Below are 24,299 nucleotides of genomic sequence, written 5' to 3'. Positions count from 1 at the left end.
CTTGCTGCGCTGGGCTGGGTTGAGTCGGGGGAGCTACTTGAGTACCGGAACCCTGGCACCGAACCACTTGGGCACCGGGTTACTGGGTCACAGCTGCGAATTGGCGGTGCCGATCTTTCATTCCTGTCGGGATCCGCATCGTAGTAGCAGTAGATGGACTAGTTCCTTGGCTATGGACACCGTCTGTTTTGCCGAGCTGAGTGTTTCTGAGTTTTCACGTCAGTTGCATCCACCGGACCCGCTCCCTTGTCGAGCCGATGGATCACTCCGCCTCCGCTCAAGGACCTAGACTTGCTGACTTGTGGATCGAGCCGCAGCTTTTGGTGATCACGGTAACTTGCTGCATAGTCTGAGTTGATCATGCTGGTCCACCCATGTCTGCTCAGCATGCTGATTGTGATCATGCCCAGTGCTTTTCACCTGTGAATGTGTTGTCAAGGACGGGATCTCTAGGGTCTCGATCGATAGGTAGCCGTTCCCTGTTGTTCTGATGATAACGGTGAATCTAGGTAATGGGCCACTAGGAAGCGGGGGTTACTAGCTAGCCTCCAGTGATTTTCCTGGGCTACCTTCATTTCCCGAGCACCTCCATCTTCAGAGCTCTTCCCACTTCATCCCGAACATCGTCTTCTTGGAGATATTCAAGAGAAGCTGGGCACTAGAAAGATGTCATCGCGCTGAATGTGGTGCTGAGCGGCCATCCGAACTACCGTCCCTGTCGTCTTTACCGGATTACCGTTCTTATCGGTTCACGATTTTGTGAGCCAACTGTTTTAACTTCGTTCTGCTGTCACCATCTCTAGAGTGGAGTCACTCCTGGCTGATGAATGTCAGTCACCGGCTGTGTTTCACGTGAAACATCTCTCCTGCTGGTGTCTGGCATGAGATGAGGTCCTCGGCGGCTCCACGATCAACTCTTGTTCATTGCTGTAGCTGGCGAGAGAGCCGACTTCACGGTTGGATCTGTAGCAGAAGATATCCGAACGATTGAGAATATCTAGATCAGACACTCTGGAGCATTTGAACGCGCGTCTATCTGCAGAAAACCCCAGCACTGCATTTCATTATTGATCTACTCCCCCCAGAACCGACTCGTTGTGCCTAACCGTGAGTCACGGTGTGTTCATGATGTCGTGAACACCCGAATCACGACCGGTCCATGATCGATCTACTCTGAGTAGCTGCTATCTGATCATGTTGACCTGCGCTTGCTTCACTATCAACGTGGTGATGGCCATTTCCGGTACTCGCCAGATCGTCAAGATTTTCTTGGCACACTATCGCATGGCAGCTCCGAGAAGATTGGACTGTGCCAGTGCAAGTCTCTGGTCAATGCCATCCTGTTTCACCCGACCGTCTGCTCCAAGATAGACCAAAAATACCGTCTTACCAGTAGAAGACAATCCACACACTAGGGTTGGTGCCCATCGTCCAGTGGTGATATGTGTTTTCAGTAGCTAAGAGTAGCTTTCCGGGTGGCGGCTGTGTTGTCGTGGGTGCAGTCACTTTTTTATCGGCTGAGATAGGTGAGGCACCTGCTAGAATAACTAGATTTATTTATCTATAAAAATATTAATATATGAATATGTGAAAGTACATCAGGCGTGTCGTTGTCTGCTGGCGTGGCGCAATACAACAGATCACCACAGCTTGGGGATTGGAACGCCTCAGGTCATGAGATCAATTGGAGCTCCATCAGAACCTTTATCTCTGTTACGTTTTTTCGGACCGGCCGTACACTACTGCGCGCTGTATCCCGTGTGGTATGGCGGTGTTCCGGGCACATGGCAAATGGATTGTCGTCAGAACGGTCTGTTGTCTGAATGAACCTGGCGGGTACGGGGGAGTCAAGGCGCCTTCTCCAATGACACATGTTACCCGGGGTCGGATGACATGGATGAAACCTGTTATGAGAGTAGTGACGTGTTATTTTGACGTAAACACCCATCATTGACGTAGATATCCATCTGAGGTATGAGCTTGATCTCAAACCATCTCTGTACCTGATTCAGATTTTGTGCTGCTCGTTCTGTTGCACATAGCACAACAGATGCTAGTAGAACCTGCTCTTGGCATGGATTTTCTGGTCGGAAGCTATCATCCTTCATGAGTAAAGCTATCGAACTGTCAGATGGATTTGGGATATCCGGAGGAGCTTTTCTGCTGTGTTGATGTGCCGCGAAGCCTGTGTCGCGGTGCACGAAAGCGATGCGTTTTCTGATCGTCGGGCTGTAATCCAAGGCTACCTACCGGTAGCATTGAGTACTGTCATCGCGATGAGTGCGCTGCCCAGTAGCCAAGTTTTCGCAAGCTGTAGACGTGTTTCACGTGAAACACACATCAGGTGCTGAAGGGAATCCTATGACGAACGAAGTTCCGGTATACGACAAGGCTCCTAAACGAGCAGCGTTCGATGGTCCCGACGAACCGGAAATCGAAGAACCGGATGACTTCAAGGGGGCATCAGTCAGAGTGCCCCGGACCCTGCCGGGACCGTCTGAACCTCGAATAATTGCGGTGGCCAACCAGAAAGGCGGTGTGGGGAAGACCACGACCACCGTCAATTTGGCGACGGCCCTGGCCATGAGCGGATTGAGGACACTCGTCATAGATATCGACCCTCAGGGGAATGCATCGACCGCTCTCGGTGTACACCATGACGTCGGGACTCCAGGAACATACGAAGTGTTGCTGGAAGGGGAGAAGATCACTTTGGTGGCTCAAATGAGTCCCGAGAGTCCACTACTTGATGTAGTGCCAGCAACAATAGATCTATCTGGAGCTGAACTTCAGCTTGTCACACAAAGCAAACGCGAGTCATGCCTGAGGAAGGCACTCAAGGAATACCTGGACACGCACGACGTCGATTATGTGTTCATCGACTGCCCACCATCGCTGGGGCTTCTTACGCTGAACGCCCTGGTGGCAGCAGATGAGGTGATGCTGCCCATTCAGTGCGAGTACTATGCGTTGGAAGGTGTGCAACAGCTCATGCGCACAGTCACGGCTGTGAAGCAGGCCTTCAATCCGGATTTGTCCATCGAAACAATTGTCATGACGATGTATGATGCTCGGACAAATCTCTCCCAGCAGGTCACAGCTGAGGTGCGGGAACACTTCAGTGGAGAGACGTTGGACACCGTCATCCCACGCTCAGTGCGAGTATCAGAAGCGCCGAGCTACACCCGATCCGTGCTCACCTATGAGCCGCACTCTTCGGGTGCTCGAGCCTATCGCGATGCTGCCGCTGAGTTCGCTCATCGTCACGCTCAGTGATATATCATACAGAACTACTGGGAGGGACAATGGCACAAAAGCATCAGGGGCTGGGACGAGGGTTTGGAGAGTTCTTCCAACGAACGGATATCACCGAGAGCCCTAGTGAAAAGCATGATCGCGATCTCGAAGACCCCCATGAAAAGCATGATCATAAGGCAGGTGATGGGAAATTCACGGATGGCACTTCACTGAAAATGGTGGAGCTTACCTTGATACGACCCAACCGGAATCAGCCGCGTACCCACTTCGATGATCAAGCTCTGGATGAGCTGGCGGAGTCAATCAAACAGGTGGGGCTGCTGCAGCCCATTGTCGTCACACAGACTGACGATGACGAGTATGAGCTCGTCATGGGCGAACGTCGCTGGCGAGCTGCGCAGCGTGCGGGTCTGCCAGAGATTCCGGCTCTCGTCCGCCACACAGATACGCAGGACATGCTACGGGACGCTCTCCTGGAGAACTTGCACCGCGTACAGCTCAACCCCCTCGAAGAAGCTGCTGCCTACCAGCAGATGATGGACGATTTCCGATGCACGCAGGATGAAGTTGCCCGACGGGTACAGCGATCTCGGTCCTACATCGCAAACACAATTCGTCTCATGAAGCTCGCTCCGGGAGCACAGAGCCTGCTACTGGAGGGGAGCTTGTCATCAGGTCACGCTCGAGCATTGTTGAGTTTGCCTGGTCAAGAACAGGAGAATCTGGCTCAGCAGATCGTGGCCGAGGACCTGTCGGTGCGTCAAACTGAGGAAGCAGTGAAATTGGCGCTCATACCGACCCCAGACGCCGGGGAAGAGTCTGAAAAGAAATCTCGCCCGCAACCCTCGATGGACACACAGGCACAGGAGGAGAGCGTAAAACTCTCCGACGCATATGGCACGAAGGTGAAAATCCGGCGCAAAGCGGGGCGCGGCACCATCTCGCTCTCGTTCCGGGATGATGACGAGTTTGCGCACTTGCTCAAACTGCTGAACAGATAGTTAAAGATATTTATCGACAAAGATACTAGTAAATTTCATGATAGGTCTCTGCACAGATGCTGGTCTTATCCAGAGTCGCAGACTGTCAGAACGGATGGTGCACAAGGTCACTGACCATTGCTGCGGCAGTGAACAGTCATCACCGTGATTGCCGTGTTCGTCACCCACGTCCACATGGGATCAGTGGAACCCATGCGAACGGCTGCTGAAGTTGGCGGTTCGGATCTGTGAGGTTCGGGGATTCGCGGAGCCAGTCGCGAGCCTGTGGTTGAATCGTGCTGGGGTGGAGACGATGAGACGGTTACGGACAATTACCCGAGAGCACATACAGCGTTTCGATCAAGTGTGCGATGCCGATGTTGCCCATCTCCTGGGGCTGGACGCAGGACAGCCCCCGCAATGGGCAGATGCTGCCTGCTCCCAGTGGGGCGGGTGCGGAGTTGGTACGTGGGAATCCGGACGCGTCACCTCGTTCATCCTGACGAGCCCCGGCAAGGAGATGCCGGTCAACCATCCACTGGCAGGGCGGCTCAGCCGGCAAGACTCGGCAGCACTCATTGCGGCATGGATACCGGGGCGTCGTGGCCACGCAGCCGCGGCATGTGGTCGATCGCTCATCAATCGTACTTCTGGTTGGTTGACGGGGTCGGTGCCAGCCATTGAGGCAGCGGGAACCGGCATGTCATCCAACCTGTGGACCCCCGACATCAGCTGGCTCAGGGCCATTGGCTTCCGTGAAGTGGCGCATACTTCCGCCAACGCGGTACAAGTCATGGAGCTCGACCTGAGCACGACGGTGGGATCTCACGTGGATCTGCCCAGCCGCCTGGTCACGTGGGTACAGCAAGAGTTCCTACAACCGGAAGCTTTTACCAAAACGTCGAGATGCGAGAAAAGTCATCTGAACGATGGGATGGGAACCTGAAGGCAACCTGGGGGAGGTGTGGGATATTCCCCCAAGTGGGCATCCTCGATGAAGGTTCCTCGACGAAGGCGCTGGTCGGAGCACCTGGAATCAGGCAACAACCACTCACAGCAGGCGACGGGAATGTGGATGTGTCAGTCGAGTTCGGCACCGTTGACGAAAAATGTCACCTGGGTCGGGTCCTCGACCGTGCGAGAGACGGTGCAGTCCCGGTCACGGGAAATTTGTGCTGCGCGTGCGACGAGGGTGTTGAGCTTTTCGGTCTCGCGCTCATCGTCGGTGGAGACATCGATGGTGTAGTGCAACTCGAGGTTGTCCAATTTGCTCGCTGCGTTGGGTGTGGTGATCTTGTCGGCACGCACAGTCACCTCGAAGCTGTCCGGCTCTGTGTGTCTACTGATGACAGCGTCGACATCGACGGATGAGCAGGCCCCCACGGCAGCCAGAAGTGCTTCGACAGGCGTGAAATCAGAGGTGCCGTTTGCGCTCAGATGCAGTGTGCCGCCACGATCGTTGGTGGCGGTGTACTCTCCCCTGCTCGTGCGGGTGAGGGAGATCTTGCGCTCAGTGCGGGACATGATCCTTCTTTCAGTCGTCGAGATGATTCTGGCTGGTCAGTGCGCGGCCTGCTTCGCCACGGAGTCGGCCACGGCAGCCAACTCTGGCCGGGGCTGATCGAGCAGCCCCACTGCGAGGACAGCTGTGTCGTCCTTGAGGACGGCGCAACTGGTGTTGTCGTTGTCCAGACTCGTTCCGCACAAGGCCTTGGTGGATGTTCCGGCTACCGGCTGGGTGGTCACGGAGCTCATGGCGGCTTCCTTCATGAACTTCTCCAGATCAGTCGTCGGGCGACTCATGAGAACGATGACCGCGTCCTGATTGTCCTTGGCATATGTGGCGGACAGGGTGGTAGTACCGTCCTTGGTCGTTGGGTTTGTCGCCGTGTTGGGGTCGCGGGTGTAGCTGCCCGCGCCCTGCGGCAATTGGAGCGGCCAGGTGGCGGCATGGACGGTGGGGCCGTTCTCGGGGGCTGACGAGTCATCGTTCGAGAAAATCCAGCTGAGGATGAATGCCACGATCACTATGAGGATCACCGAGGCAAGGATCGTCAGCAGGAGCTTTGTGTGCCGAGGATTTTCTTCGGCGGCACGAGCCGGACCGCGACGTGCAGCTCTGCGTCGTGGGACGCGGTATGCCACGTCGTCAGGTTCCTCAGGTGATTCAGAGGAACCTGGAGGGGCATCCGAATGGCCATGGGAGGCTGGACTCATGAGATGAACTCGTCAATGAGTTTGAGCAAGGCCTTCTTCGTCTTGCCGCCCTGGACGGACTTCACGATCTGCCCGTCTTGCCAGATCTGGATGGTGGGCAGCGACATGATTCCCTGGGAGGCAGCCAGTTGCTGGTTGGTATTGGTGTCGACCTTGGCGAAGGTCATCTTGTCGCTGTGGGCAGCGGCAATTTCCTCGATGATGGGCGACAGCTGTTTGCATGGGGCGCACCAGTCAGCCCAGTAATCGACCAGAACAGGTTTGGTTGCTCCCGCAACCTCGGAACTGAAGGTGGCTTCGGTGACCTCGATGACCTGGCTCATGAATGACCTCTCACGCGGGAAAAGGGGGTGCCCCTGATCCTAGACGGCCTGGTTGGTGGTCCCAACTCCTATCCGACACATGTTGCCTCGAGACTGAACTTCCGTGTGATGAAGCCAACCACTGCCTCGGTTGACACCCAAGAGTCTCCAAGGGAACTCATTCACATGAGATTTTCCGCCTACCCTCGTTGACGTCCAGGGCTCCGTGAGCGGATGGTCTCAGAAATCTGGTTGGGGCCAGAATCCCTGATCGGGCAGCTGGTGGCTCCAGTGCAAGCCGCCAGCTTGCTTCGGTCGAGTGCACCGACTGCTGTGTGGCAGCTCATCACAAGTGCAGGGTTTTCACAAGGACGAGGTTCTCCACAAGATTGGTCCTGAAGATTGGTGCGCTGCATCCCAAGTTGTCGCCATCTCTTGCTCTTGAATCCGTCGTGATCGTCATCAGCACAGGGCTGGTGGGGGACTACAGGACTGCTGGAGGGTCGACGCCAACCACCTGGTCCGTGACCCATGCGGAAGCCCTAATCGAACGCGCGACCTTACCGTCATACTCGTGGTGGGGATGTCAGATAGGTAGTGATGTTCCCCGGTGTGACTGGTCTGTTGCGGTGGAAGGTGGGGTAGCGAGTTTGCATGAACGTATAACAGGAATGTATATTGAGCGTGCCTCCACAAGGCAGGCACTACTTTCTGCAACAGGAGAACTCTTATGAAGTTGAAGTACATGGCAGCTCCGCTGGTTGCCGGTGCCCTGCTCGTGCCCGTCACTCTTCCGGCTCAGGCTGCCGCGGATCCCGCCCCCCTCATCCGTACTGCTCCCGTCTCGTCCTCCGATGCTGATCATGCCAAGAGCATCATCAAGGATCTTGATGGACAGGCTGACAAGCTCGGCGATCTGCTCAAGTTCCTCCCGGCTGGTGAGTACAAGGACCAGGTCGTTGATCTGTTGCACACTGTGTTCAATCTGCGCCGTGCTGCACAGAAGATCGCCACGGGCAAGGTTCCGTTCTACAAGCTGGACACCCTGAGCGCACGCGTTCAGCTCGTCACCACCATCGGCCAGACGATCCATGACTCCGTCAACAATTTCCAGACCAAGCCGCGTCAGGCCAATGTCACCATGGGTCTGGAGATCACCAAGGCCGTTGTCATCCTCGTCGACCCAATGACCACCAAGGACGAGATCACTGCTGAGATCGCCGCTGTCAAGGACCGTTACAAGGCAGGCCTGGCCATGCCGGACCTCAAGGACACCGATCCCGCCACCATCTACACGAAGTCGCATCTGAACAAGGCCATTTGGCAGGTGCGTCACAACCGCGCGAAGAACCTTGCTGGTAAGAAGGATCGGGCCGTCATCAAGGAGCTCAACAAGGAGATCGCGAAGGCTGTTGGTGTGTGGTTCCGCGCCAAGTCCACTGTGGGCGACTGCAAGGCTGCCGAGGCCGAGCTGAACGACGCCTACCAGAAGGCTCTTGCTGCTCCCGACAAGGAGAAGGCTCCTGCCAACGGTGGCGAGAAGGTCGCGTGATCTGCTGAACGCTGGTTCGTTCAACCACTGACCGGGTCTGAGGATCGATGGTCAATCAGACCCATGAAAACTGATCATGACGTGACGCTCGATGTGGGCGTTGCTCAGGGGTGATGTGATCAGACAGGCACCCGTCACTTGGAGATTCAGGTGGCGGGTGCCTTTTTCATCCTGTGGCACTCCAAGTGCTCAAACTGTGTGAGGCACCGAGTCATGTTCTTCATCCATGTACCTCATGAGTAGGGCAGTTGCGATGGAGGATAACGGAAATATATGTTGGAGCTGCCTCAACAAGGCGGCCAATCTTTCACACACAGGAGAACTCTTATGAAGTTGAAGTACATGGCAGCTCCGCTGGTTGCCGGTGCCCTGCTCGTGCCCGTCACTCTTCCGGCTCAGGCTGCCGCGGATCCCGCCCCCCTCATCCGTACTGCTCCCGTCTCGTCCTCCGATGCTGATCATGCCAAGAGCATCATCAAGGATCTTGATGGACAGGCTGGCGACCTCAAGGGTCTGCGCCAGATCCTTCCCGCTGGTGACTACAAGGATCAGGTTGGAGACCTGCTGGACAGCGTCATCCGGCTGCGTGATCTCGCCGAGCAGATTGCCAACGGTCAGGTCCCGGCCTACAAGCTGGACACCTTGGGCTCACGCGTCAAGCTCGTCATCACCATCGGCCAGACGATCCACAACTCCGTCGACAACCTGCAGACCAAGCCGCGTCAGGCCAATGTCACCATGGGTCTGGAGATCACCAAGGCCGTTGTCATCCTCGTCGACCCGACGGCCACCAAGGACATGATCAACGCTGAGATCGCCGCTGTCGAAAAATGCTACAAGGCTGCTGTGGCCATGCCGGACATCAAGGACACCGATCCCGCCACCATCTACACGAAGGCACATCTGAACAAGGCCATTTGGCAGGTGCGCCACGATCGCAACAAGAACATCAACGGCAAGAAGGACAAGGCCGTCGTCAAGGAGCTCAACAAGGAGATTTCGAAGGCTGTTGGTGTGTGGTTCCGCGCCAAGTCCACTGTGGGTGACTGCAAGGCTGCCGAGGCCGAGCTGAACGACGCCTACCAGAAGGCTCTTGCTGCTCCCGACAAGGAGAAGAAGGCTCCCGCTCAGGACAAGAAAGCTGCTTGATCCGTGAAAATCGCTTGATCAGATAGAACCTGAGCAAGCGTACCCACTCACAAAATTTTCGCCGTGACCCCTTTCTGCGGGCTCACACGGAAAGATCTGTCTGAACGAGGCATCTGTCACCTGGACACACGGTCTAGGCTTGGCGGATGCCTCGTTCACCATTGCCGCAACGTCACGGTTTGGAATCAGCCTGGGTGCGTACACCCGACCATGGACAGTGTCGACGGCTTTCGCACGACCGGGGCATCGTGAATCGGTGGCCATGGCCCACCCTGCGGGACTTCCTCGTCGAGAAACTCACTCGGATCACTCCATCGCGTATCGACGAGATGATCACTGAGAAGAAATTTGTCACCCAGGATGGGGTACCGATTACTGCGATGACCACCTTCGAGCCGCAGTGTTTCATCTTCTTCCATCGTGATCTGCCAGATGAGAAGCCAGTGCCATTCCCCATCGGGATCCTGTATCAGGACGAGCGCATCCTCGTTGTGGACAAACCACATTTCCTGTCGTCAATCCCGCGAGGCCAGCATGTACTGGAATCAGTCGTCGTCAAGTTGCGTACGCAACTCCAGATGCCGGAACTGACTGTGGCGCATCGTCTGGACCGGGTCACATCCGGTGTCCTCATGCTCACCTGCGCTCGACAGTGGCGATGCCCGTACCAGACGCTTTTCGAACGTCGGCAGGTGCGCAAGACGTATCGGTTGGTAGCGCCCTGGCTGGATCTGGGCGAGATGGACGATGGACCGCTGGGGGTGATCGGTGACTCGCCCTCTGGTTCTGCACATGGCTTCGGGAGGTTGGGAGAAGATGAGACAGCGACATCTCCCGACGTGGCAGTTCCCAGGGACGGCTCAGTTGCAGTCTTTGGCGAGAACACGCCTGCCGGGGGCGCGATTTCTGTCACGTCACAGGATCATCGGGAACAGGAATGTTCATCTGGGAGCGGGGATGATCTTTTTGGACAGGGCACGAAGGAGCCGAACCGTGTTGGCCAGCATGTGGCAACCAAGAGCAATGGGCTTCCTCACAAGGATAAGGATGGCGACCAGTCATTGACGTCTGGCCAATGGTGTGATCCTTCTGATCAGAGGGATCGTGCGATTTCTGTCACCTCATCGCAGAGTGAGGCCGTCCAATGGCGAAAAGGTAGCGGTGGCGACAATTTTTGTCAGTCACCGATGCGCTCCAGCGAGGCTGGACATGACAACATCGTCGATCAGGTTGAGAGTCGTCACCGGACCAGCATCGCAGACTCGCAGGAAAAGTCGCGCTCGGGAAGGTTTTCCAGCGCGGTACGAAGTGACACGGAGAACTTGTCCAGCGGTCCTGTGTGGCTTGAGCACTGTGACGGTGGGGTGCGAGTGAGCAGTCACATCATCAAGGAACGTGGCGTTCTGCAGGCGCAGCAGGTGGGTGGTCGAGAACCGAATGCCGTAACCGAAATTCGGGTGGTGGAACGCCGAGGGGATCTGGCGTTGTACGAGGCAACCCCGCTGACTGGCCGAACCCACCAGATTCGGCTGCACATGTGGAGCCTGGGTGCACCGATCCTCAACGATCCGTTCTATCCGCAGCTGCTCGATGTCCCCATTGACGATTTCTCCCGACCGCTTCAGTTGCAGGCCTACCGGATGAGTTTCGTCGACCCCATCACCGGTGAACGACGCGTGTTCACCTCGCAGCTTGAACTCAGCTGCTGGCCCAGTAAGGAGGCAGGTCAGTCCTGGGGCGAGGACAGAGGTAATGCGTGAGTACTGGACGACGCGTGAGTACTGACGATGTTTTTGTCCACGAGGTGCTTTCGTGGACAAAAACATCAGCTGGAGCCTGCACAACGCAGTTTGTTGCGCCCCGCGCCGGCGAGCTGACAAAAATTGTCAGGTCCGGCTGATGAAGTGGAAATGACCTCGGTGGATCAGAGGCTGGCAGATCATGGCTGGGTCTTCCCAGTAGATGACGGGGTCGCAGGATCAGAGCCGACGCCCTGGAACAGACGTGGTGCTTTCCGGGCCTGAGCGCCGGGAACGCCACTGTCAGGAGGCCAGATATCCCTGGGCGTCCAAGGCAGCGCGGCAACCAGAGCCAGCAGCTGTGATCGCTTGCTGGTAATGGGAATCCACCAGGTCTCCACAGGCGAAGACGCCAGGAAGATTGGTACGAGTGCTGGGTTCATCGCACACGACGTAGCCACCCTTGTCGACTGTGACTTCGTCGGAGACGAGCTGGGATCGGGGATCGAGCCCGATCGCCTCGAAGACACCGGACACCTCGAGGTGACGTTTTTCGCCAGTAACCGTGTCCTTGAGCGTGATGCCGGTGAGTTTGGTCTCCCCATCCATACCGACGACCTGACTGTTCCATGCCCACTTGATCTTGGGGTCTGCCATGGCCCGGTCGATCATCGCCTGACTGGCGCGCAGAGCGTCGCGTCGGTGAATCACAGTCACCGATTTGGCGAACCGGGTGAGGAAAGTCGCCTCCTCCATGGCAGAGTCACCGCCGCCAATGACGGCAATGTCCTTGTCGCGGAAGAAGAACCCGTCACAGGTGGCGCACCACGACACTCCACGCCCGGAGAGCCGAGCTTCGTCCTCGATCTGGAGTTTGCGGTGAGCCGCACCCATGGCCAAGATGACGGTCTTGGCGCAATGGACGTTGCCGTCCGTATCGGTGACGGTTTTGATCTCCCCGGAAAGGTTGGCCTCGACAATGTCGTCAGCGATGAGCTCGGCGCCAAACCGTTCGGCCTGGGAACGCATCTGGGCCATGAGATCTGGGCCCAGAATTGCGTCGGGGAAACCGGGGAAATTCTCCACCTCGGTGGTCTGCATGAGGGCCCCACCGGCGTCAGCACTCCCCTCGAAGACGAGCGGATGCAGTCCGGCACGGCCGCTGTAGATCGCGGCAGTGTATCCGGCTGGACCCGATCCCACGATGATGACATCACGAACCTCGCCGTCGTTGGTGGAGTCGGCAGTGGACGGCTTGCTGGCCTGACCGGGATCGGACAGGGTGATCCCCCCTACCAGGGGGGAGGTCATGATGGGATCTGTGCTCATCGAAAGCTCTCCTTGCGGATCAGTTCGCGACTTTGTCGCGGGGTGCGAATGAGGCATGGTGCCACCGCGGGTCGAGATACCAAGTGACGGATCTGGTTCACTCTACTTGTCGATGGATTGTGTGCCTATGAAGGTGAGCGTATGACATGGCGTTATTGTTCCCGGTGCTTCACTGCTTGAGTGCGTCACAGGTATGGGACGTGACGAGCACAGAATGCCCATGACTCAGCAGGACACACCAGGCACCGACCATGGGATCTGATTGGGTGACTGACACGGTGTGTGAGGAACCGAGGGTTTTCACAGCCTTGGCTGGTGCCTTGTGGCTTCGAGCCAATCCCTCCAAACCAGTTCTCTGAAGCTAAGGCCAGGTCATTTTTGACGCCAGCGCACCCAGATCGCATGTGGAGTGCCCCTGCCGTGTCCCGAAACGACATTTTTGACTCACAGGGCGTGATGCATCATTGAGTCATGACGGATAACCAGAACTCGCCCGACTCGCGTCCTGATTCGTGGGTGTCGCGCGACCATGAGAGCTCCCGAGGCGCCAACGATCCATGGAGCGGAACCCCACATGCATCAGGAAATGGGTCGCCCTGGGGCGCTGGTGGCTCGTCAGCAGGGAAATCTCAGCAATGGGGTGGCAGCGCATGGGGTACGGCATCCCAACCGTCCACACCTCCCGGTCCCCAGCGTGATGACAGATCGTCGGCGGTGCCTGCCACGACGACCAAGGGCACGAAGAGAGGGCCTGGGCGGACCGTCGCGGGAGGGCTTCTCGCGCTGCTGCTCGCCATTGGTGCCGGTGGTGCTGCTGGTTGGTACGTCGCCAATGAGACACCTCAGGTGAGTCAGTCGTCGTCTGCCCCAGCCTTGGGCAACAGTGACGGCAAACCTGCAGCGCCAGTCTCCACCAAGGATTGGACGTCAACTGCCAAGAAGGTCACGGATTCCGTCGTGTCGATCCAGGTGCAGACCACCAATGGCGGCGGTCAGGGATCCGGAGTCATCGTCGACGACAAGGGTCACATCGTCACGAACAATCACGTGGTGGCTGGAGCATCTCGGTCTGGTTCGATCAGTGTCGCGATGGGAAATTTGGCCTATGACGCTTCAGTCGTGGGAACTGATCCGTCCAGTGACTTGGCCGTTCTCAAACTCAACACCGTTCCCAAGGGCCTCAAACCCATTCAATTCGCCGACTCGGGAAAACTCGTCGTTGGGCAAGGCGTGATGGCGATCGGGAATCCTTTGGGGCTGTCCGGTTCAGTGACGACTGGTGTCATCTCGGCGCTCAACCGTCCGGTGACCACCAGTGGTGAGCGAGAAGGCGTGATCCGCAACACCGATGTCGTCGTCACCAATGCCATCCAGACTTCCGCCCCCATCAACCCGGGAAACTCGGGCGGTGCACTGGTGGATTCCGAGGGTCGGCTCATCGGTATCAACTCCTCAATTGCGTCCTTGTCGTCGAGTGAGGACGGCAACACCTCCGGGAGCATCGGCATTGGTTTCGCCATCCCGGCCAATCAAGTGAAGAACATTGCCGATCAGTTGATAAGCAACGGCAAGGCTCGACACGCGCTGCTGGGGTTGTCAGCCTCAGACGCCCAGGCCGAGAAATCTGACGGTTCCAAGATGATGGGAGCTCTGGTGCGCACCGTGACTCCGGGAGGGGTCGCAGACAAAGCGGGGATCAAGAAGAATGACCTCATCGTTGCGGTGAATGGCACCACGGTTGGGTCGAGTACCTCGCTGGTGGCGCGAGTTCGGGAACAACCCGTCGGTAGCACGGTCAAGATCAAGATCCTGCGGGATGGCAAGGATCAGGAAGTTACGGCAACTCTTCGTGACGCCAAGCGTTGAGATGTGACAGAGCAGGGCTGGTGACGCAGCCCTGCTGACAAAAATTGACATTGCGTATCGGGCTGCGAATCGGTGGATCCGTGGCTCGTGCGTGAGGTTCTTCGCTGCGTATGGATCCGGCAACCATCAGACGCAACAACAGTCGTCCGTTCGGGAGCTCGTGCCGGGTCTGCCGCGGTCAAGTGGTGAACGGATCTGTCGTGGCTTGGCGATGAAGAGGACTCACCCCATTCACATCATGCGATCCAGTGTGCAGGATCTGGAACGTGCAATTTTTGACACTCCACGGTGGAGCGAGTCTTTGTGGTGACGTGTCCGCGCCTCGCGTGTGTTTTTTGTTCCCGGAGTGGCACGGTTCTCGTGCCTTACCAGGATGAGCAGCGGTGGAACCAGGATGGGCAGCGGTGAGAGAAACCTGCGTTGCAATGCGAGTGCGGCAGTACAAGTCATGGCGGTTGCGCAGGGTTACCCAGTACGAGCGGTCACAGATGGTGGCAGTGCAGCAGGCACATGGGTCACGATGTTCTGTGGAACCGCCAGTCACCCTCGGTGGGTGTGTCAAAAAGTACCGTCCGCCGCAGAGTCCAACCCGTGAGGATACTGGCCGGACGCTGCCATGCCTCTCCAGAGCTGGTGCTGGCCTGTCCAGAGCGCTGGCGCAGTCTTGGCCTCACATGAGCTCCAGGACAGCACGCGCTGTCTCGTCGTCGACGATGAGATCGGTGGCCACCCGAGCCCGCAGCGCAGCCAGAAGTGCACGGGCCTTTGCCTTACCGGCCACCACGCAGATACGTCGCGGCACCTTTCGAATCTCGGTGGGTGTCATTCCCGTTGCTCGGTTGTTGAACGGCACGTCGAAGGATCCGTCGGCCCGTAGGAAAACTGTGTTGACGTCCCCGACCACTCCGCTATTGCGGAGTTCAGCCATTTCCTCCTCCGTGAGATATCCCGAGGAGTACACGTGTGAGGGCACTGGTGCCTGTAGCCCGCCGACACCGAACACGGCCACGTCCAGTGTGGCTCGAGTGCGGAGCACGGACTGGATGGAGCGCTCCTTCCACATCGATGCGCGCGTGGCCGGATTGTCGAAGAAGGCTGGGATGGGGAAGTGAATGACGTCTGCATCGAAGGCATCGGCGATGCGGGCAGTGATTTCTCCCACGTAAGGAATGCCTGACGAGGTGGGGTTGGCCGATCCATTCATTTGAAGGATGTGTACCCCTCGCGTCTCCTTGGGGATGATGTGGTGTGCCACAGCGTCCAAGGTGGTACCCCACGCAATACCTACCGTGGAACCATCATGGACGGCATCGGTGAGACTCTGTGCGGCGGTACGCGCCACTTGGTCCAAGCGGTGGACTTCAGTGGTCCCCGACTTCACAGGAACGATGGTGGCGCGCACTCCGAAAAGACGGGCATAAGTGGTCCCAAGTCCTTGTCGCGCACTGGTTGGCTGGGCGAGGCTGATGCGCACCAAGCCCGTCTCACGGGCCTGCTTCAACAGGCGGGAGACGGTCGATCGCGAGGTACCCAAGTGCTTGGCAATGACGTCCATGGTTTCGCCCTGTAGGTAGTACATCGACGCTGCGGTCCACACATCATCGGCCCACTCGTTCATGTATTTGCCTTTCCTGTGCACGTTAGTTCAATAGGGTACCGCTGTGATCGGTCAGAGGTGTTCACTGAGACCGTCCAGCTCGCAAAAGCTGGGCGAGGCCGCCATGGTCACTTGACCAAGGTTACGACCTGTGTGAGACCCAGTGCCAATGAATGCCCTGGGATGACGCAAGACAAAGGAGTCCGCATGCTTCTCGAAACGACGGTGTCCGCCGGCGCGATTTTCGGGTCTGAGTTCCTCGGAACGATGATTCTGATCATCCTTGGTGTCGGCGTCGTCGCCAACAATCTTCTTCCCAAGACAAAGGGAAATCCTGGACCTGGTTCACTTCAGATCAACTGGGGCTGGGGTTTCGGCGTCATGTTCGGTGTCTATGGGGCCTACCGCACCGGTGGTCACCTGAACCCAGCTGTGACTGTTGGTCTTGCCCTTGCAGGCAAGGATCTGGCCCCTGGAGTTGAGGCCACCGCTGGTAACATCTGCCTCTACATCATCGCCCAGTTCCTCGGTGCCTTCGTCGGCGCCATCATTGCGTGGCTGGCCTACAAGCAGCACTACGACGAGGACTGCGACCCGGCTCTCAAACTTGGCACCTTTGCCACTGGTCCCGAGATCCGCAATCCGTTCTGGAACACCGTCACTGAGGCCATCGGTACCTGGGTGCTGGTTCTGTGGGTCATCATCTCGAACTACACCGCCGCCGCTTCGGTCGATCTCAAGACCGGTGTCTTCTCCGGTACTGCCATCGGCCCGCTCGCTGTCGCTCTGCTCATCGTCTCCATCGGCGCTTCGCTGGGTGGCCCCACCGGGTATGCCATCAACCCGGCTCGTGACCTCGGCCCCCGCGTCGCCCACGCCGTCCTCCCGATCAAGGGCAAGGGTGGTTCCGACTGGGGCTACTCCTGGGTCCCGATCGTAGGCCCGATGATTGGCGCTGTCCTTGCGTCCGTCACCTACCTCATTTTCTGGTGATCACACAAAAGATCTAGCCAGACACCTTGCCCTCGTCGGATGATCCGTCGAGGGCAAGCCATGAAACACCACCTGTTTTGGAGGAACAAGCGATTCCGGGCAGGTACATTTGACGCGGCAACACAGCCACCAGATGTGACAGTACTGGGACATGCGATGATGTCTGAACCTCCAGACCACCCGAGTCAACGTTGACATAGAAAGGCAGCGATCATGACCGAAGAGAAATACGTCCTTGCCATCGATGAGGGCACGACCTCAGCTCGCGCCATCATCTTCAACCACTCCGGGCAGATCGTCTCGGTCGGCCAGAAGGAGTTCGAACAGATCTTCCCGCGTGCCGGCTGGGTCGAGCACGACGCCGTCGAGATCTGGGAGTCGGTGCGTGAGGTCATTGGTCAGGCCCTCTCGAAGGCCAGCATCAACCGTCACCAGCTCTCCGCCGTCGGTATCACCAACCAGCGCGAGACCGCAGTTGTGTGGGACAAGAACACGGGTGAGCCGGTGTACAACGCCATCGTGTGGCAGGACACCCGTACCCAGAAGATCTGTGACGAGCTTGCCGGTGACGAAGGCCCCGATCGTTTCAAGGACATCTGTGGTCTGCCCTTGGCCACCTACTTCTCCGGCCCCAAGGTGAAGTGGATCCTCGACAACGTCGAGGGTGCTCGCGCCAAGGCAGAGGCAGGCGACCTGCTGTTCGGCAACATGGACACCTGGGTGCTGTGGAACCTCACCGGTGGCGTCAACGGCGGCGTCCACGTCACTGAGCCGACCAACGCCTCGCGTACCATGCTCATGGACGTGCGCAAGCTGCAGTGGGACGACTCGATGTGCGAGGTCATGGGCATTCCGAAGTCCATGCTCCCCGAGATCAAGTCCTCCTCCGAGGTGTACGGCAAGGCCTCCCGCGAGTCCCTGCTCATCGACACCCCGATCGCCGGCATCTTGGGCGACCAGCAGGCAGCCACCTTCGGACAGGCCTGCTTCGAGAAGGGCAACGCCAAGAACACCTATGGCACCGGTTGCTTCATGCTCATGAACACCGGGCAAGAGGCCGTCTTCTCCGAGAACGGCCTGCTCACCACAGTGTGCTACAAGCTCGGTGACCAGCCCACCGTCTATGCCCTCGAAGGTTCGATCGCCGTGGCCGGCTCCTTGGTGCAGTGGCTGCGCGACAACCTGCGCATGTTCGACTCGGCTCCTGAGATCGAGACCCTGGCCACCTCCGTGGAGGACAACGGTGGCGCCTACATCGTCCCCGCGTTCTCCGGTCTGTTCGCCCCGTACTGGCGTCCCGATGCGCGTGGTGCTCTCGTCGGCCTGACCCGGTTCGTCAACCGCGGCCACATTGCTCGCGCCGTTCTGGAAGCCACCGCGTACCAGACCCGTGAGGTGCTCGACGCCATGAATGCCGACTCCGGTGTTCCGCTGACCGAGCTCAAGGTTGACGGTGGCATGACTGCCAACGAGACCCTCATGCAGTTCCAGGCCGATCAGGTTGGTGTGCCGGTCATCCGTCCGGTGGTTGCCGAGACCACCGCTCTGGGAGCCGCCTACGCTGCCGGTATTGCCGTTGGTTTCTGGAGCGGTGAGGAGGACGTCGTCAAGAACTGGGCTGAGGACAAGCACTGGGAGCCCAAGATGGACGATGCCGAGCGTGACCGCCTGTACCGTAACTGGAAGAAGGCCGTCACCAAGACCTTCGACTGGGTTGACGCTGACGTCAAGGAGTGACCGTGCTCCGATCTGTTGACCGGTGACACCTTAACCCCGATGGGCCCCGCAATGAACGTGCGGGGCCCATCGTCATACCACGGCCATGCTGTTGGACGACGTTGGTTTCCAATCCTCGTGTCGTCACATTGTTGTGATGACCGATTTTGACGGTTGCGATCACGCGTCACTCAAACGGTACTCGACTGAGTCTTCTGCTGGCCCTCCCGAGAGCCGAAAGCATTGGCTGCTCCGTCATGACAAGGGTGCCCTTGGATCACATCTCTGTCTGAGCAGCTCTTGACCGGGTAACTTCTACAGGGCGGCACTTTGTGGATGAAGGGTCTGATTGGACTCTTGGCGAGTGTGTATTTCAGACTCTGGCTGTGGTTTCTGGACAGAAACCGATGGCTTAGTTGCTTGGCTGCGCGAACGTCGTGACAGGTGAGCGGTACCCACAGCAACAACCAGTGGGCATGTGTGAGAAAAATGCCGCCGCCCCTGGAGTTTGGGCAGTGCAGTGACTCGGGGTTTCTTCTGACGGGAATTTTTGCACTACCCGCTCGAGGTGGGCGCTCATCCAGGTGGACATGGCTGGGGAAGACCGCCAGTTAAGGTGACAGAACGTCCCCAGCTCTACACCGTGAGCTACCCGGCACAGGGACTGTGTTGCTCGGTGACTGCGGTTGTCTCGACTCGATACGTTGCTACGGCCAGTGGTCGTGTCATTGCACGGTGATCGTGGATATTCCACCTTGGTAGCGCCCGTCGGAGACGCTGGGCAGTTTGGTGAGATAGATGAGTACGTAGCGGGTTTTTTTCTCACCCAGGTCCAAGGTGACCTTGCCGTTGGCGTCCGACTGCCCGTCCGCCTTGGTCCAGTCCTTGATGGAGCGCATCGACGCTCTGGAGGTGTCGTTGGATGGAATCCATGCTGAGATGTCTGTACCTGAACCTGTGAGCGTGACTGTCACTGACGAGACTTGCGTTGGCTTGCCGAGATCCACGACCAGCCCGACCCCGGGTTTGAGGCCGCCGAGGTTCGCAGACCCGCGGTACACCAATGTGCGCCACGCAGTGGTGGCCCTACCATCGTGAGCCTGATTCACCAACCGTGGGTGCTCTTCATCGTTTCCACCATCAGCCTGCGGGTCGAAGTCCTTCACCGTGGCAATGGTGGGCTCAGTTGCCTGGGGAGCATCGTTGTGAGCTTGCTCATCGTCACCGTGAGCACCAACCAGGACCAGGCCAACCACCAGAGCTGCGATGGTGAGTGCCACGAGTATCCACGGCCAGTGTCGATTGGCGGGACGCGGATGGCGGGGAGCCCTTCCGATGGATTCAGAATTGTCACCTCGGGTCCGTGCGGGGCGGTTGCGTGACGTCCCAGCCCGGGAGTTGACATTTTTGTTCACGGCAGTGAGGGGGCCAGAGGGGTCTCCTGCAGAACTTTTGATGCCGACTCCTGCGGAGCTTTCAGCAACTGATCCTGTCGAGGGGTCTGCTGCTTGATGACGCTGGGATGAATCATGACGTCCCCATTGGCCGGCAGCAGCCTGTGGAGACCAGTAACCATCTTCGTCGGGACCGGTCAGATCCTGGGAGGATTCGCCCTGCCGATTCGAAGGATCGTGTGCCCGCGACGATTTCTCGACGGACGGAGCGTGGGCTGGAGCAGGTTCCTCATCGATGACCGGTGGCAGATCCACTGAAGTCCTGGTCACCGCGGATTCAGGGGTGAGAGTGCGTCCTGCGGAGACCAGGTTGGGTTCTGCGGAAGCGGTACGTGCGTCAGCGGGGCGTTGCGCGGCAGCAGTGGGGTAGCGCAGTCGACGTTCCAGATCTGCTGCGGCATCCGCCGAACCCAGTACACGGGCAAGAGTCTGGTAGATCTCGCTGGCAGACCGTACCGGGACCTCGTCGTGGCGAGGTTGTTGAGACAGGATTTGGTCACACAGCACGTCCAGAGCAGGGGAGACGCCAGGCTGGACCTGCCGCGGCGTCAACCAGCCGTGCCCGTCAGCGGGGGCAGCTGCCAGTCCCCAAGTTTTCTGAGCGTGCCGAGTATTCCCGCTGGGCAGTGCTGCCAACGAGGCGGGGGCGGACGGTGTCCCCAACGGCCATCGCGAAACCAGACAGGCGTAGAGAATTTTCCCCATGTCAACGATGTCGGTGGCCTCTCGCTCAGACCAAGAAGTTGCTTGTTCCGTCTCGTGGGGGTTGAGCACTGCCTCCATGAGCAGACCAACGATCTTCACGTTTCCGGTGGCGGTGATGATGATCGTTTCCGGGCTGAGCCGTTCGTGGAAGATACCCTGTGCATGCATGGGTGTCATGGCGTCAGCGATCTCACGCACCACCCAGGCGGCCTCCAGCGCAGACAACGGGCCGGTGGCAAGCAGCTCACGCAAGGTGCGGCCGGGTGCGTACTCACTGACGACAAAACTTGTCGTCTCTGGTTGACGAGCGCTCACTGCGTCCAGCACCCGCACGAATCTCGAGTCGGTGGCCACGGCTGCCTGCATCGCAGCGGTCAGAATCTCGGGGGTGCGTGGAGATCTGGCGTCCATTGCCGTGATGACGACGGGACGGTGCAGCTTGAGGTCGAAAGCTCGCCACAGCTCGGTGTCGGCAAGGTGTCCAAGCTTCACCTCGAGCCGAAACCTGTCGCCCAATGTGGTTCCAGCCTCCAAGGACTGTTCAGCCCATTGGGGCCCTGCCGAGGGCTGATACGTCTCGGCGCCGTTTCCAACTCGGGGGGACGATGCCGCGACCTCCTCATGACGACTGTCCACGGCACCTCCCCACGCCCAGATTGCTCTGTGTCTCAGATCCCTCCTGGTCAGGGACCTGAACAGCACCTTAGTGGGTCGACCATTCAGGATTCGTGTGCCGCTCCGCTGGCTGCAGGGTTGCTGTCGTTCCTCCCCGTTCCTCGCTTACGTACCTGTCGGATCCGCAACACGGTTGCGGCAATGACGATGCCTCCGGACACAACGATGATCACCCATCCGATGTCGTCCATCTGGGTTGCCTTGACGACGAAGGTCTCGGGTTGTCCGATGGGACGTCCGTCTCGGGAGGTCAAGGTTGCCGTCATCCTGACCTGGCCATTGGAGCTGGCATGGGGGGAGAACTTGAGGGCCTGGGTCTCGCCGGGACGTACCGTGATCACCTTGGTGTTGGGGATGTCGATGCGTTGTGGGTTCTCCGAGACGATGACGGCCTTGACATCTATCGCCTGATCCAGATGGTTGGTGACAGCAAGTGGGAACTCGTTGGACGACGACGACATGACGAAGCTTGACGCCGAGTGCAGTTCGATGTGCTCACCGGACAGGTACCGACGAGCCGGTGCCATGGCCGCGTGCCACCACAGGCGTCGTTCACTCGCGCTCATCCTGGTGGACAGGCCCGCCACGGAGATCCGTCCCAATGGTTGGGACACCTTTCCCGGATCACTGAGCAGCTTGGTCCAGGCTTGGGCCTCGTCTGTGGTCTGTTCGAGCTGACTCGCCCAGTCCGGACCGAGCAGTCGGGCGGAGCTGCGGGTGTTCAGAGCGGGTAGTTGCACCCGTGTTGGCTTGATGGAGCGCAGATCCACCTGATGCATCCACGCAGGGGGGGTCACGGATCTCACCTGGTCAGGGGAATGGGTCGCGGTGACCAGGGGAGAGTTCTGTGTCCCGGTGAGGAGGGCCTGTGCCAAGGCGCGGCCACGTACCTGCGCAGGCATTGAGGGGGAGGGAGGTGGGCCTCCCTCCAACGCGTCGGTGGCCAGTGGAATCACGGTGGTGCCGTTGGATGCTCTGGGGCCAGTGGCAGTGGGCAGAGCAGAGGTGACCACCAGTGCTGGGTGCAAGGTGGACGTCAGCATCGTCAATGCCGGTTTGGTGAGTTCACCGGTTTCGTCCAGTACGGCCAAGGGTAGTTTGGCGGCAGGGTTGTCTGGTGGCAGGGATTCCTTGATCTGAGTGAGTACGTCACGGTGGGAGGTGGTGGCGGCCACCCCAGTCACGTCGGCGGAACCATAGGGGAGGCGATATGCCGGCACTGTCTTGAGCATCGTCGTGAAACGATCCAGCCAGGTCTTGGCAGCTTTCCCGCCCTTGCCCGGAGCCGACTTGTCACCATGGGCCACCTGATAGCCCTTGGTCATGGCTGTGACCTCGTCGAGTAGCTCAGGATCGACGAGTACGGTGCGTCTGGTGGCGATGGCTTGGTCGACAAGTTCCAGGAGGCGTCCGTCCAATTCATCGGCGAGGTGATCGTCGATGAATGTGCCATCGATGCGTGTGGATGGGGTGGAATTGAGTACGACAAGCGATGATGACCAGGCCGATGTATGGCTGTCGGTGAGGACGGTGAATGTTCGGGCTCGCCCCACGGTGTGTCGAGAACCGTGCTCGGGGGTTGCCTGGGCGTGCACACCGATGAGATAGGCCTTGGAAGTGTCGGTCAGGCCCATCTTCTCCGGGGTGGCGGTGACGGTGAAGGTGGCGCACTGGCCGTTGGCGAAGGTCTGGGTGCTTTCGGGGTCGGTGATGTTGTTGATCGAAGCTTCATTCGGCTCACGGAACCATCGTGCCCCGGTGGGTATCTCCGGTGGAGACTGCAGTACGGACCCCATGTCGTCATAGCCGCTGATGGGGTCCAAGGAGCGCCAGAACGACACCTGTACCCAGCGCAGATTCTTACCGCTGATGTTCGTCACCGTACCGCGGATGGTGATGGGGTCCTTGGGAGACCCTGAGTCGGGGCTCACCGACGTGATGTCGATCGCCACTTCCTGGCCGGACGACTCCTTGTCCGCGCCGTAGCGGTTGGTTGGTTGGCAGCCGGACTCCTGGGGTGAGACTTGACGCTTGGCTGAGTTCTGGGGAGAGACAGAGGAACCGGGCGAGGATGATGGAGCACTGGGTACTGGAGTGGAAGTTTCGGGCTGAAGCGCGTTGCTTCGCGAAGGGGCATCCTCCTGCTCCAGGGCGTGGCTGTGCGAGGTGGATGCCAAAGAGGCCCCTGGGTGTCGAGTGCGTGCCAGGGCTGCGTGAGCAGCTGACACCTGTGACGTGCGAAGTGTGGTTTCAGCTGATGCCTGTGCCGGGGAAAGGCTGGCCGAAAGCGTCAGAGCGATGACACCCATGGGGGTGAGGCAACGACGCAGTCGTGTGACGTGAGGTCCGGGCACGATTCCTATGCTACGGGGTCATTCCATGAAGATGACAACGCTGCTTTCGGTGCTGGGAGCTACTGGTGGGGTTTGTGTCCACGATTGGCCGGATGGGGTGTGGATGCCTGGGAGGTTCAGGGCCCCTGCTGCAGAGGAGTTGGTGTGCTCTACCTGGGATAAACCGGACTCGTGGCGAAAAATGTCATTGCGCTTCACCTCTAGGCACCAGAGTGCTTCACGGCGACTGCTGGCGGGATTTTCGTTCCATGTGCGGTGGCGTGGGAACTGTTGCTCCTGGTCGAATTGTGCCTGTCGTGTTTTGGCCGCAACAAACTCACGTCATCGGCAGGGGGACAGGCCTGCATCGTGCTCATGCTGTGAGGGCCATGTTCATCAATACCGCAGGAACATTTTTGTCGAGTGACCGGCCC

At 58.6% G+C, this 24,299-nt stretch carries 15 protein-coding genes and 2 pseudogenes; 10 read left to right on the top strand and 7 right to left on the bottom strand.

The annotated features are described in order from the left end of the window. Positions 1-2,361 precede the first annotated feature (2,361 nt). The 3 genes from ACP8JZ_RS09280 (at position 2,362) to ACP8JZ_RS09270 (ending at position 5,184) form a co-directional block, all read left to right on the top strand. Complete coding sequence (locus ACP8JZ_RS09280) at positions 2,362-3,276, top strand: ParA family protein (RefSeq protein WP_306517158.1); 915 nt, start codon at positions 2,362-2,364, stop codon at positions 3,274-3,276. A 29-nt stretch (positions 3,277-3,305) separates the two neighbouring features. Then, complete coding sequence (locus ACP8JZ_RS09275; protein WP_306517131.1) at positions 3,306-4,259, top strand: ParB/RepB/Spo0J family partition protein; 954 nt, start codon at positions 3,306-3,308, stop codon at positions 4,257-4,259. Between the two features lie 679 nt (positions 4,260-4,938). Beyond that, positions 4,939-5,184 (top strand): hypothetical protein, encoded by a 246-nt coding sequence (locus tag ACP8JZ_RS09270; RefSeq protein WP_323458104.1) that lies wholly within the window; start codon positions 4,939-4,941, stop codon positions 5,182-5,184. 134 nt (positions 5,185-5,318) lie between these two features. Here ACP8JZ_RS09270 and ACP8JZ_RS09265 read toward each other — a convergent pair whose 3' ends face one another. The 3 genes from ACP8JZ_RS09265 to trxA form a co-directional block, all read right to left on the bottom strand. Further along, complete coding sequence (locus ACP8JZ_RS09265; RefSeq protein ID WP_306517129.1) at positions 5,319-5,762, bottom strand: OsmC family protein; 444 nt, start codon at positions 5,760-5,762, stop codon at positions 5,319-5,321. 36 nt (positions 5,763-5,798) lie between these two features. Then, complete coding sequence (locus ACP8JZ_RS09260; RefSeq protein WP_306517128.1) at positions 5,799-6,383, bottom strand: hypothetical protein; 585 nt, start codon at positions 6,381-6,383, stop codon at positions 5,799-5,801. A 68-nt stretch (positions 6,384-6,451) separates the two neighbouring features. Next, the gene (gene trxA, locus ACP8JZ_RS09255; protein WP_306517127.1) at positions 6,452-6,778 is read right to left on the bottom strand and encodes a thioredoxin; all 327 of its coding nucleotides are present in this window, start codon (positions 6,776-6,778) and stop codon (positions 6,452-6,454) included. Positions 6,779-7,487: 709 nt separating this feature from the next. Here trxA and ACP8JZ_RS09250 point away from each other — a divergent pair. The 4 genes and pseudogenes from ACP8JZ_RS09250 to ACP8JZ_RS09235 all read left to right on the top strand — a co-directional run. After that, positions 7,488-8,309 carry a CAMP factor family pore-forming toxin gene (locus ACP8JZ_RS09250; protein WP_484482458.1) on the top strand — a complete coding sequence of 274 codons (822 nt, stop codon included), beginning with the start codon at positions 7,488-7,490 and terminating at the stop codon, positions 8,307-8,309. Positions 8,310-8,636: 327 nt separating this feature from the next. Next, positions 8,637-9,458 carry a CAMP factor family pore-forming toxin gene (locus tag ACP8JZ_RS09245; RefSeq protein WP_286320157.1) on the top strand — a complete coding sequence of 274 codons (822 nt, stop codon included), beginning with the start codon at positions 8,637-8,639 and terminating at the stop codon, positions 9,456-9,458. A gap of 272 nt (positions 9,459-9,730) precedes the next feature. Beyond that, positions 9,731-10,180: pseudogene (locus ACP8JZ_RS09240) on the top strand (pseudouridine synthase); the annotation flags it as partial. 639 nt (positions 10,181-10,819) lie between these two features. After that, positions 10,820-11,218: pseudogene (locus ACP8JZ_RS09235) on the top strand (pseudouridine synthase); the annotation flags it as partial. Between the two features lie 282 nt (positions 11,219-11,500). Here ACP8JZ_RS09235 and trxB read toward each other — a convergent pair. Next, a complete protein-coding gene (trxB, locus tag ACP8JZ_RS09230; RefSeq protein ID WP_306517124.1) occupies positions 11,501-12,526 on the bottom strand; it encodes a thioredoxin-disulfide reductase in 1,026 nt (341 codons plus the stop codon). Positions 12,527-13,240: 714 nt separating this feature from the next. Between trxB and ACP8JZ_RS09225 the strand changes: the two genes are divergently transcribed. Then, complete coding sequence (locus tag ACP8JZ_RS09225) at positions 13,241-14,392, top strand: S1C family serine protease (protein ID WP_306517123.1); 1,152 nt, start codon at positions 13,241-13,243, stop codon at positions 14,390-14,392. Between the two features lie 670 nt (positions 14,393-15,062). On the opposite strand, the gene ACP8JZ_RS09220 is transcribed toward ACP8JZ_RS09225, so the two are convergent. Beyond that, a complete protein-coding gene (locus tag ACP8JZ_RS09220) occupies positions 15,063-16,010 on the bottom strand; it encodes a sugar-binding transcriptional regulator (RefSeq protein WP_306517122.1) in 948 nt (315 codons plus the stop codon). A gap of 186 nt (positions 16,011-16,196) precedes the next feature. On the opposite strand from ACP8JZ_RS09220, the gene ACP8JZ_RS09215 reads away from it, so the two are divergent. Together ACP8JZ_RS09215 and glpK are read left to right on the top strand one after the other, a co-directional pair. Continuing rightward, a complete protein-coding gene (locus tag ACP8JZ_RS09215; protein WP_021103623.1) occupies positions 16,197-16,982 on the top strand; it encodes an MIP/aquaporin family protein in 786 nt (261 codons plus the stop codon). Positions 16,983-17,195: 213 nt separating this feature from the next. Further along, positions 17,196-18,719 (top strand): glycerol kinase GlpK, encoded by a 1,524-nt coding sequence (glpK, locus tag ACP8JZ_RS09210; protein WP_306517121.1) that lies wholly within the window; start codon positions 17,196-17,198, stop codon positions 18,717-18,719. 704 nt (positions 18,720-19,423) lie between these two features. On the opposite strand, the gene ACP8JZ_RS09205 is transcribed toward glpK, so the two are convergent. Together ACP8JZ_RS09205 and ACP8JZ_RS09200 are read right to left on the bottom strand one after the other, a co-directional pair. Next, entirely contained in the window at positions 19,424-21,493 is a 2,070-nt protein-coding gene (locus tag ACP8JZ_RS09205) for a protein kinase family protein (protein WP_484484256.1), read from the bottom strand. Positions 21,494-21,576: 83 nt separating this feature from the next. Continuing rightward, positions 21,577-23,484, bottom strand: a complete 1,908-nt coding sequence (locus ACP8JZ_RS09200) for a DUF6049 family protein (protein ID WP_323462181.1) — start codon at positions 23,482-23,484, stop codon at positions 21,577-21,579. Positions 23,485-24,299: the final 815 nt, after the last annotated feature.

The sequence above is a fragment of the Cutibacterium sp. LaCa_286 genome (assembly GCF_057198075.1).
Note: the sequence above shows the minus strand (reverse complement) of the source record. Positions and strands in the feature narration are given on the sequence as shown.

Coding starts and splice junctions, on each gene's coding strand:
- ACP8JZ_RS09280 (WP_306517158.1), top strand. CDS start 2,362: ATGACGAACGAAGTTCCGGTATACGACAAGGCTCCTAAACGAGCAGCG.
- ACP8JZ_RS09275 (WP_306517131.1), top strand. CDS start 3,306: ATGGCACAAAAGCATCAGGGGCTGGGACGAGGGTTTGGAGAGTTCTTC.
- ACP8JZ_RS09270 (WP_323458104.1), top strand. CDS start 4,939: ATGTCATCCAACCTGTGGACCCCCGACATCAGCTGGCTCAGGGCCATT.
- ACP8JZ_RS09265 (WP_306517129.1), bottom strand. CDS start 5,762: ATGTCCCGCACTGAGCGCAAGATCTCCCTCACCCGCACGAGCAGGGGA.
- trxA (WP_306517127.1), bottom strand. CDS start 6,778: ATGAGCCAGGTCATCGAGGTCACCGAAGCCACCTTCAGTTCCGAGGTT.
- ACP8JZ_RS09250 (WP_484482458.1), top strand. CDS start 7,488: ATGAAGTTGAAGTACATGGCAGCTCCGCTGGTTGCCGGTGCCCTGCTC.
- ACP8JZ_RS09245 (WP_286320157.1), top strand. CDS start 8,637: ATGAAGTTGAAGTACATGGCAGCTCCGCTGGTTGCCGGTGCCCTGCTC.
- trxB (WP_306517124.1), bottom strand. CDS start 12,526: ATGAGCACAGATCCCATCATGACCTCCCCCCTGGTAGGGGGGATCACC.
- ACP8JZ_RS09220 (WP_306517122.1), bottom strand. CDS start 16,010: ATGAACGAGTGGGCCGATGATGTGTGGACCGCAGCGTCGATGTACTAC.
- ACP8JZ_RS09215 (WP_021103623.1), top strand. CDS start 16,197: ATGCTTCTCGAAACGACGGTGTCCGCCGGCGCGATTTTCGGGTCTGAG.
- glpK (WP_306517121.1), top strand. CDS start 17,196: ATGACCGAAGAGAAATACGTCCTTGCCATCGATGAGGGCACGACCTCA.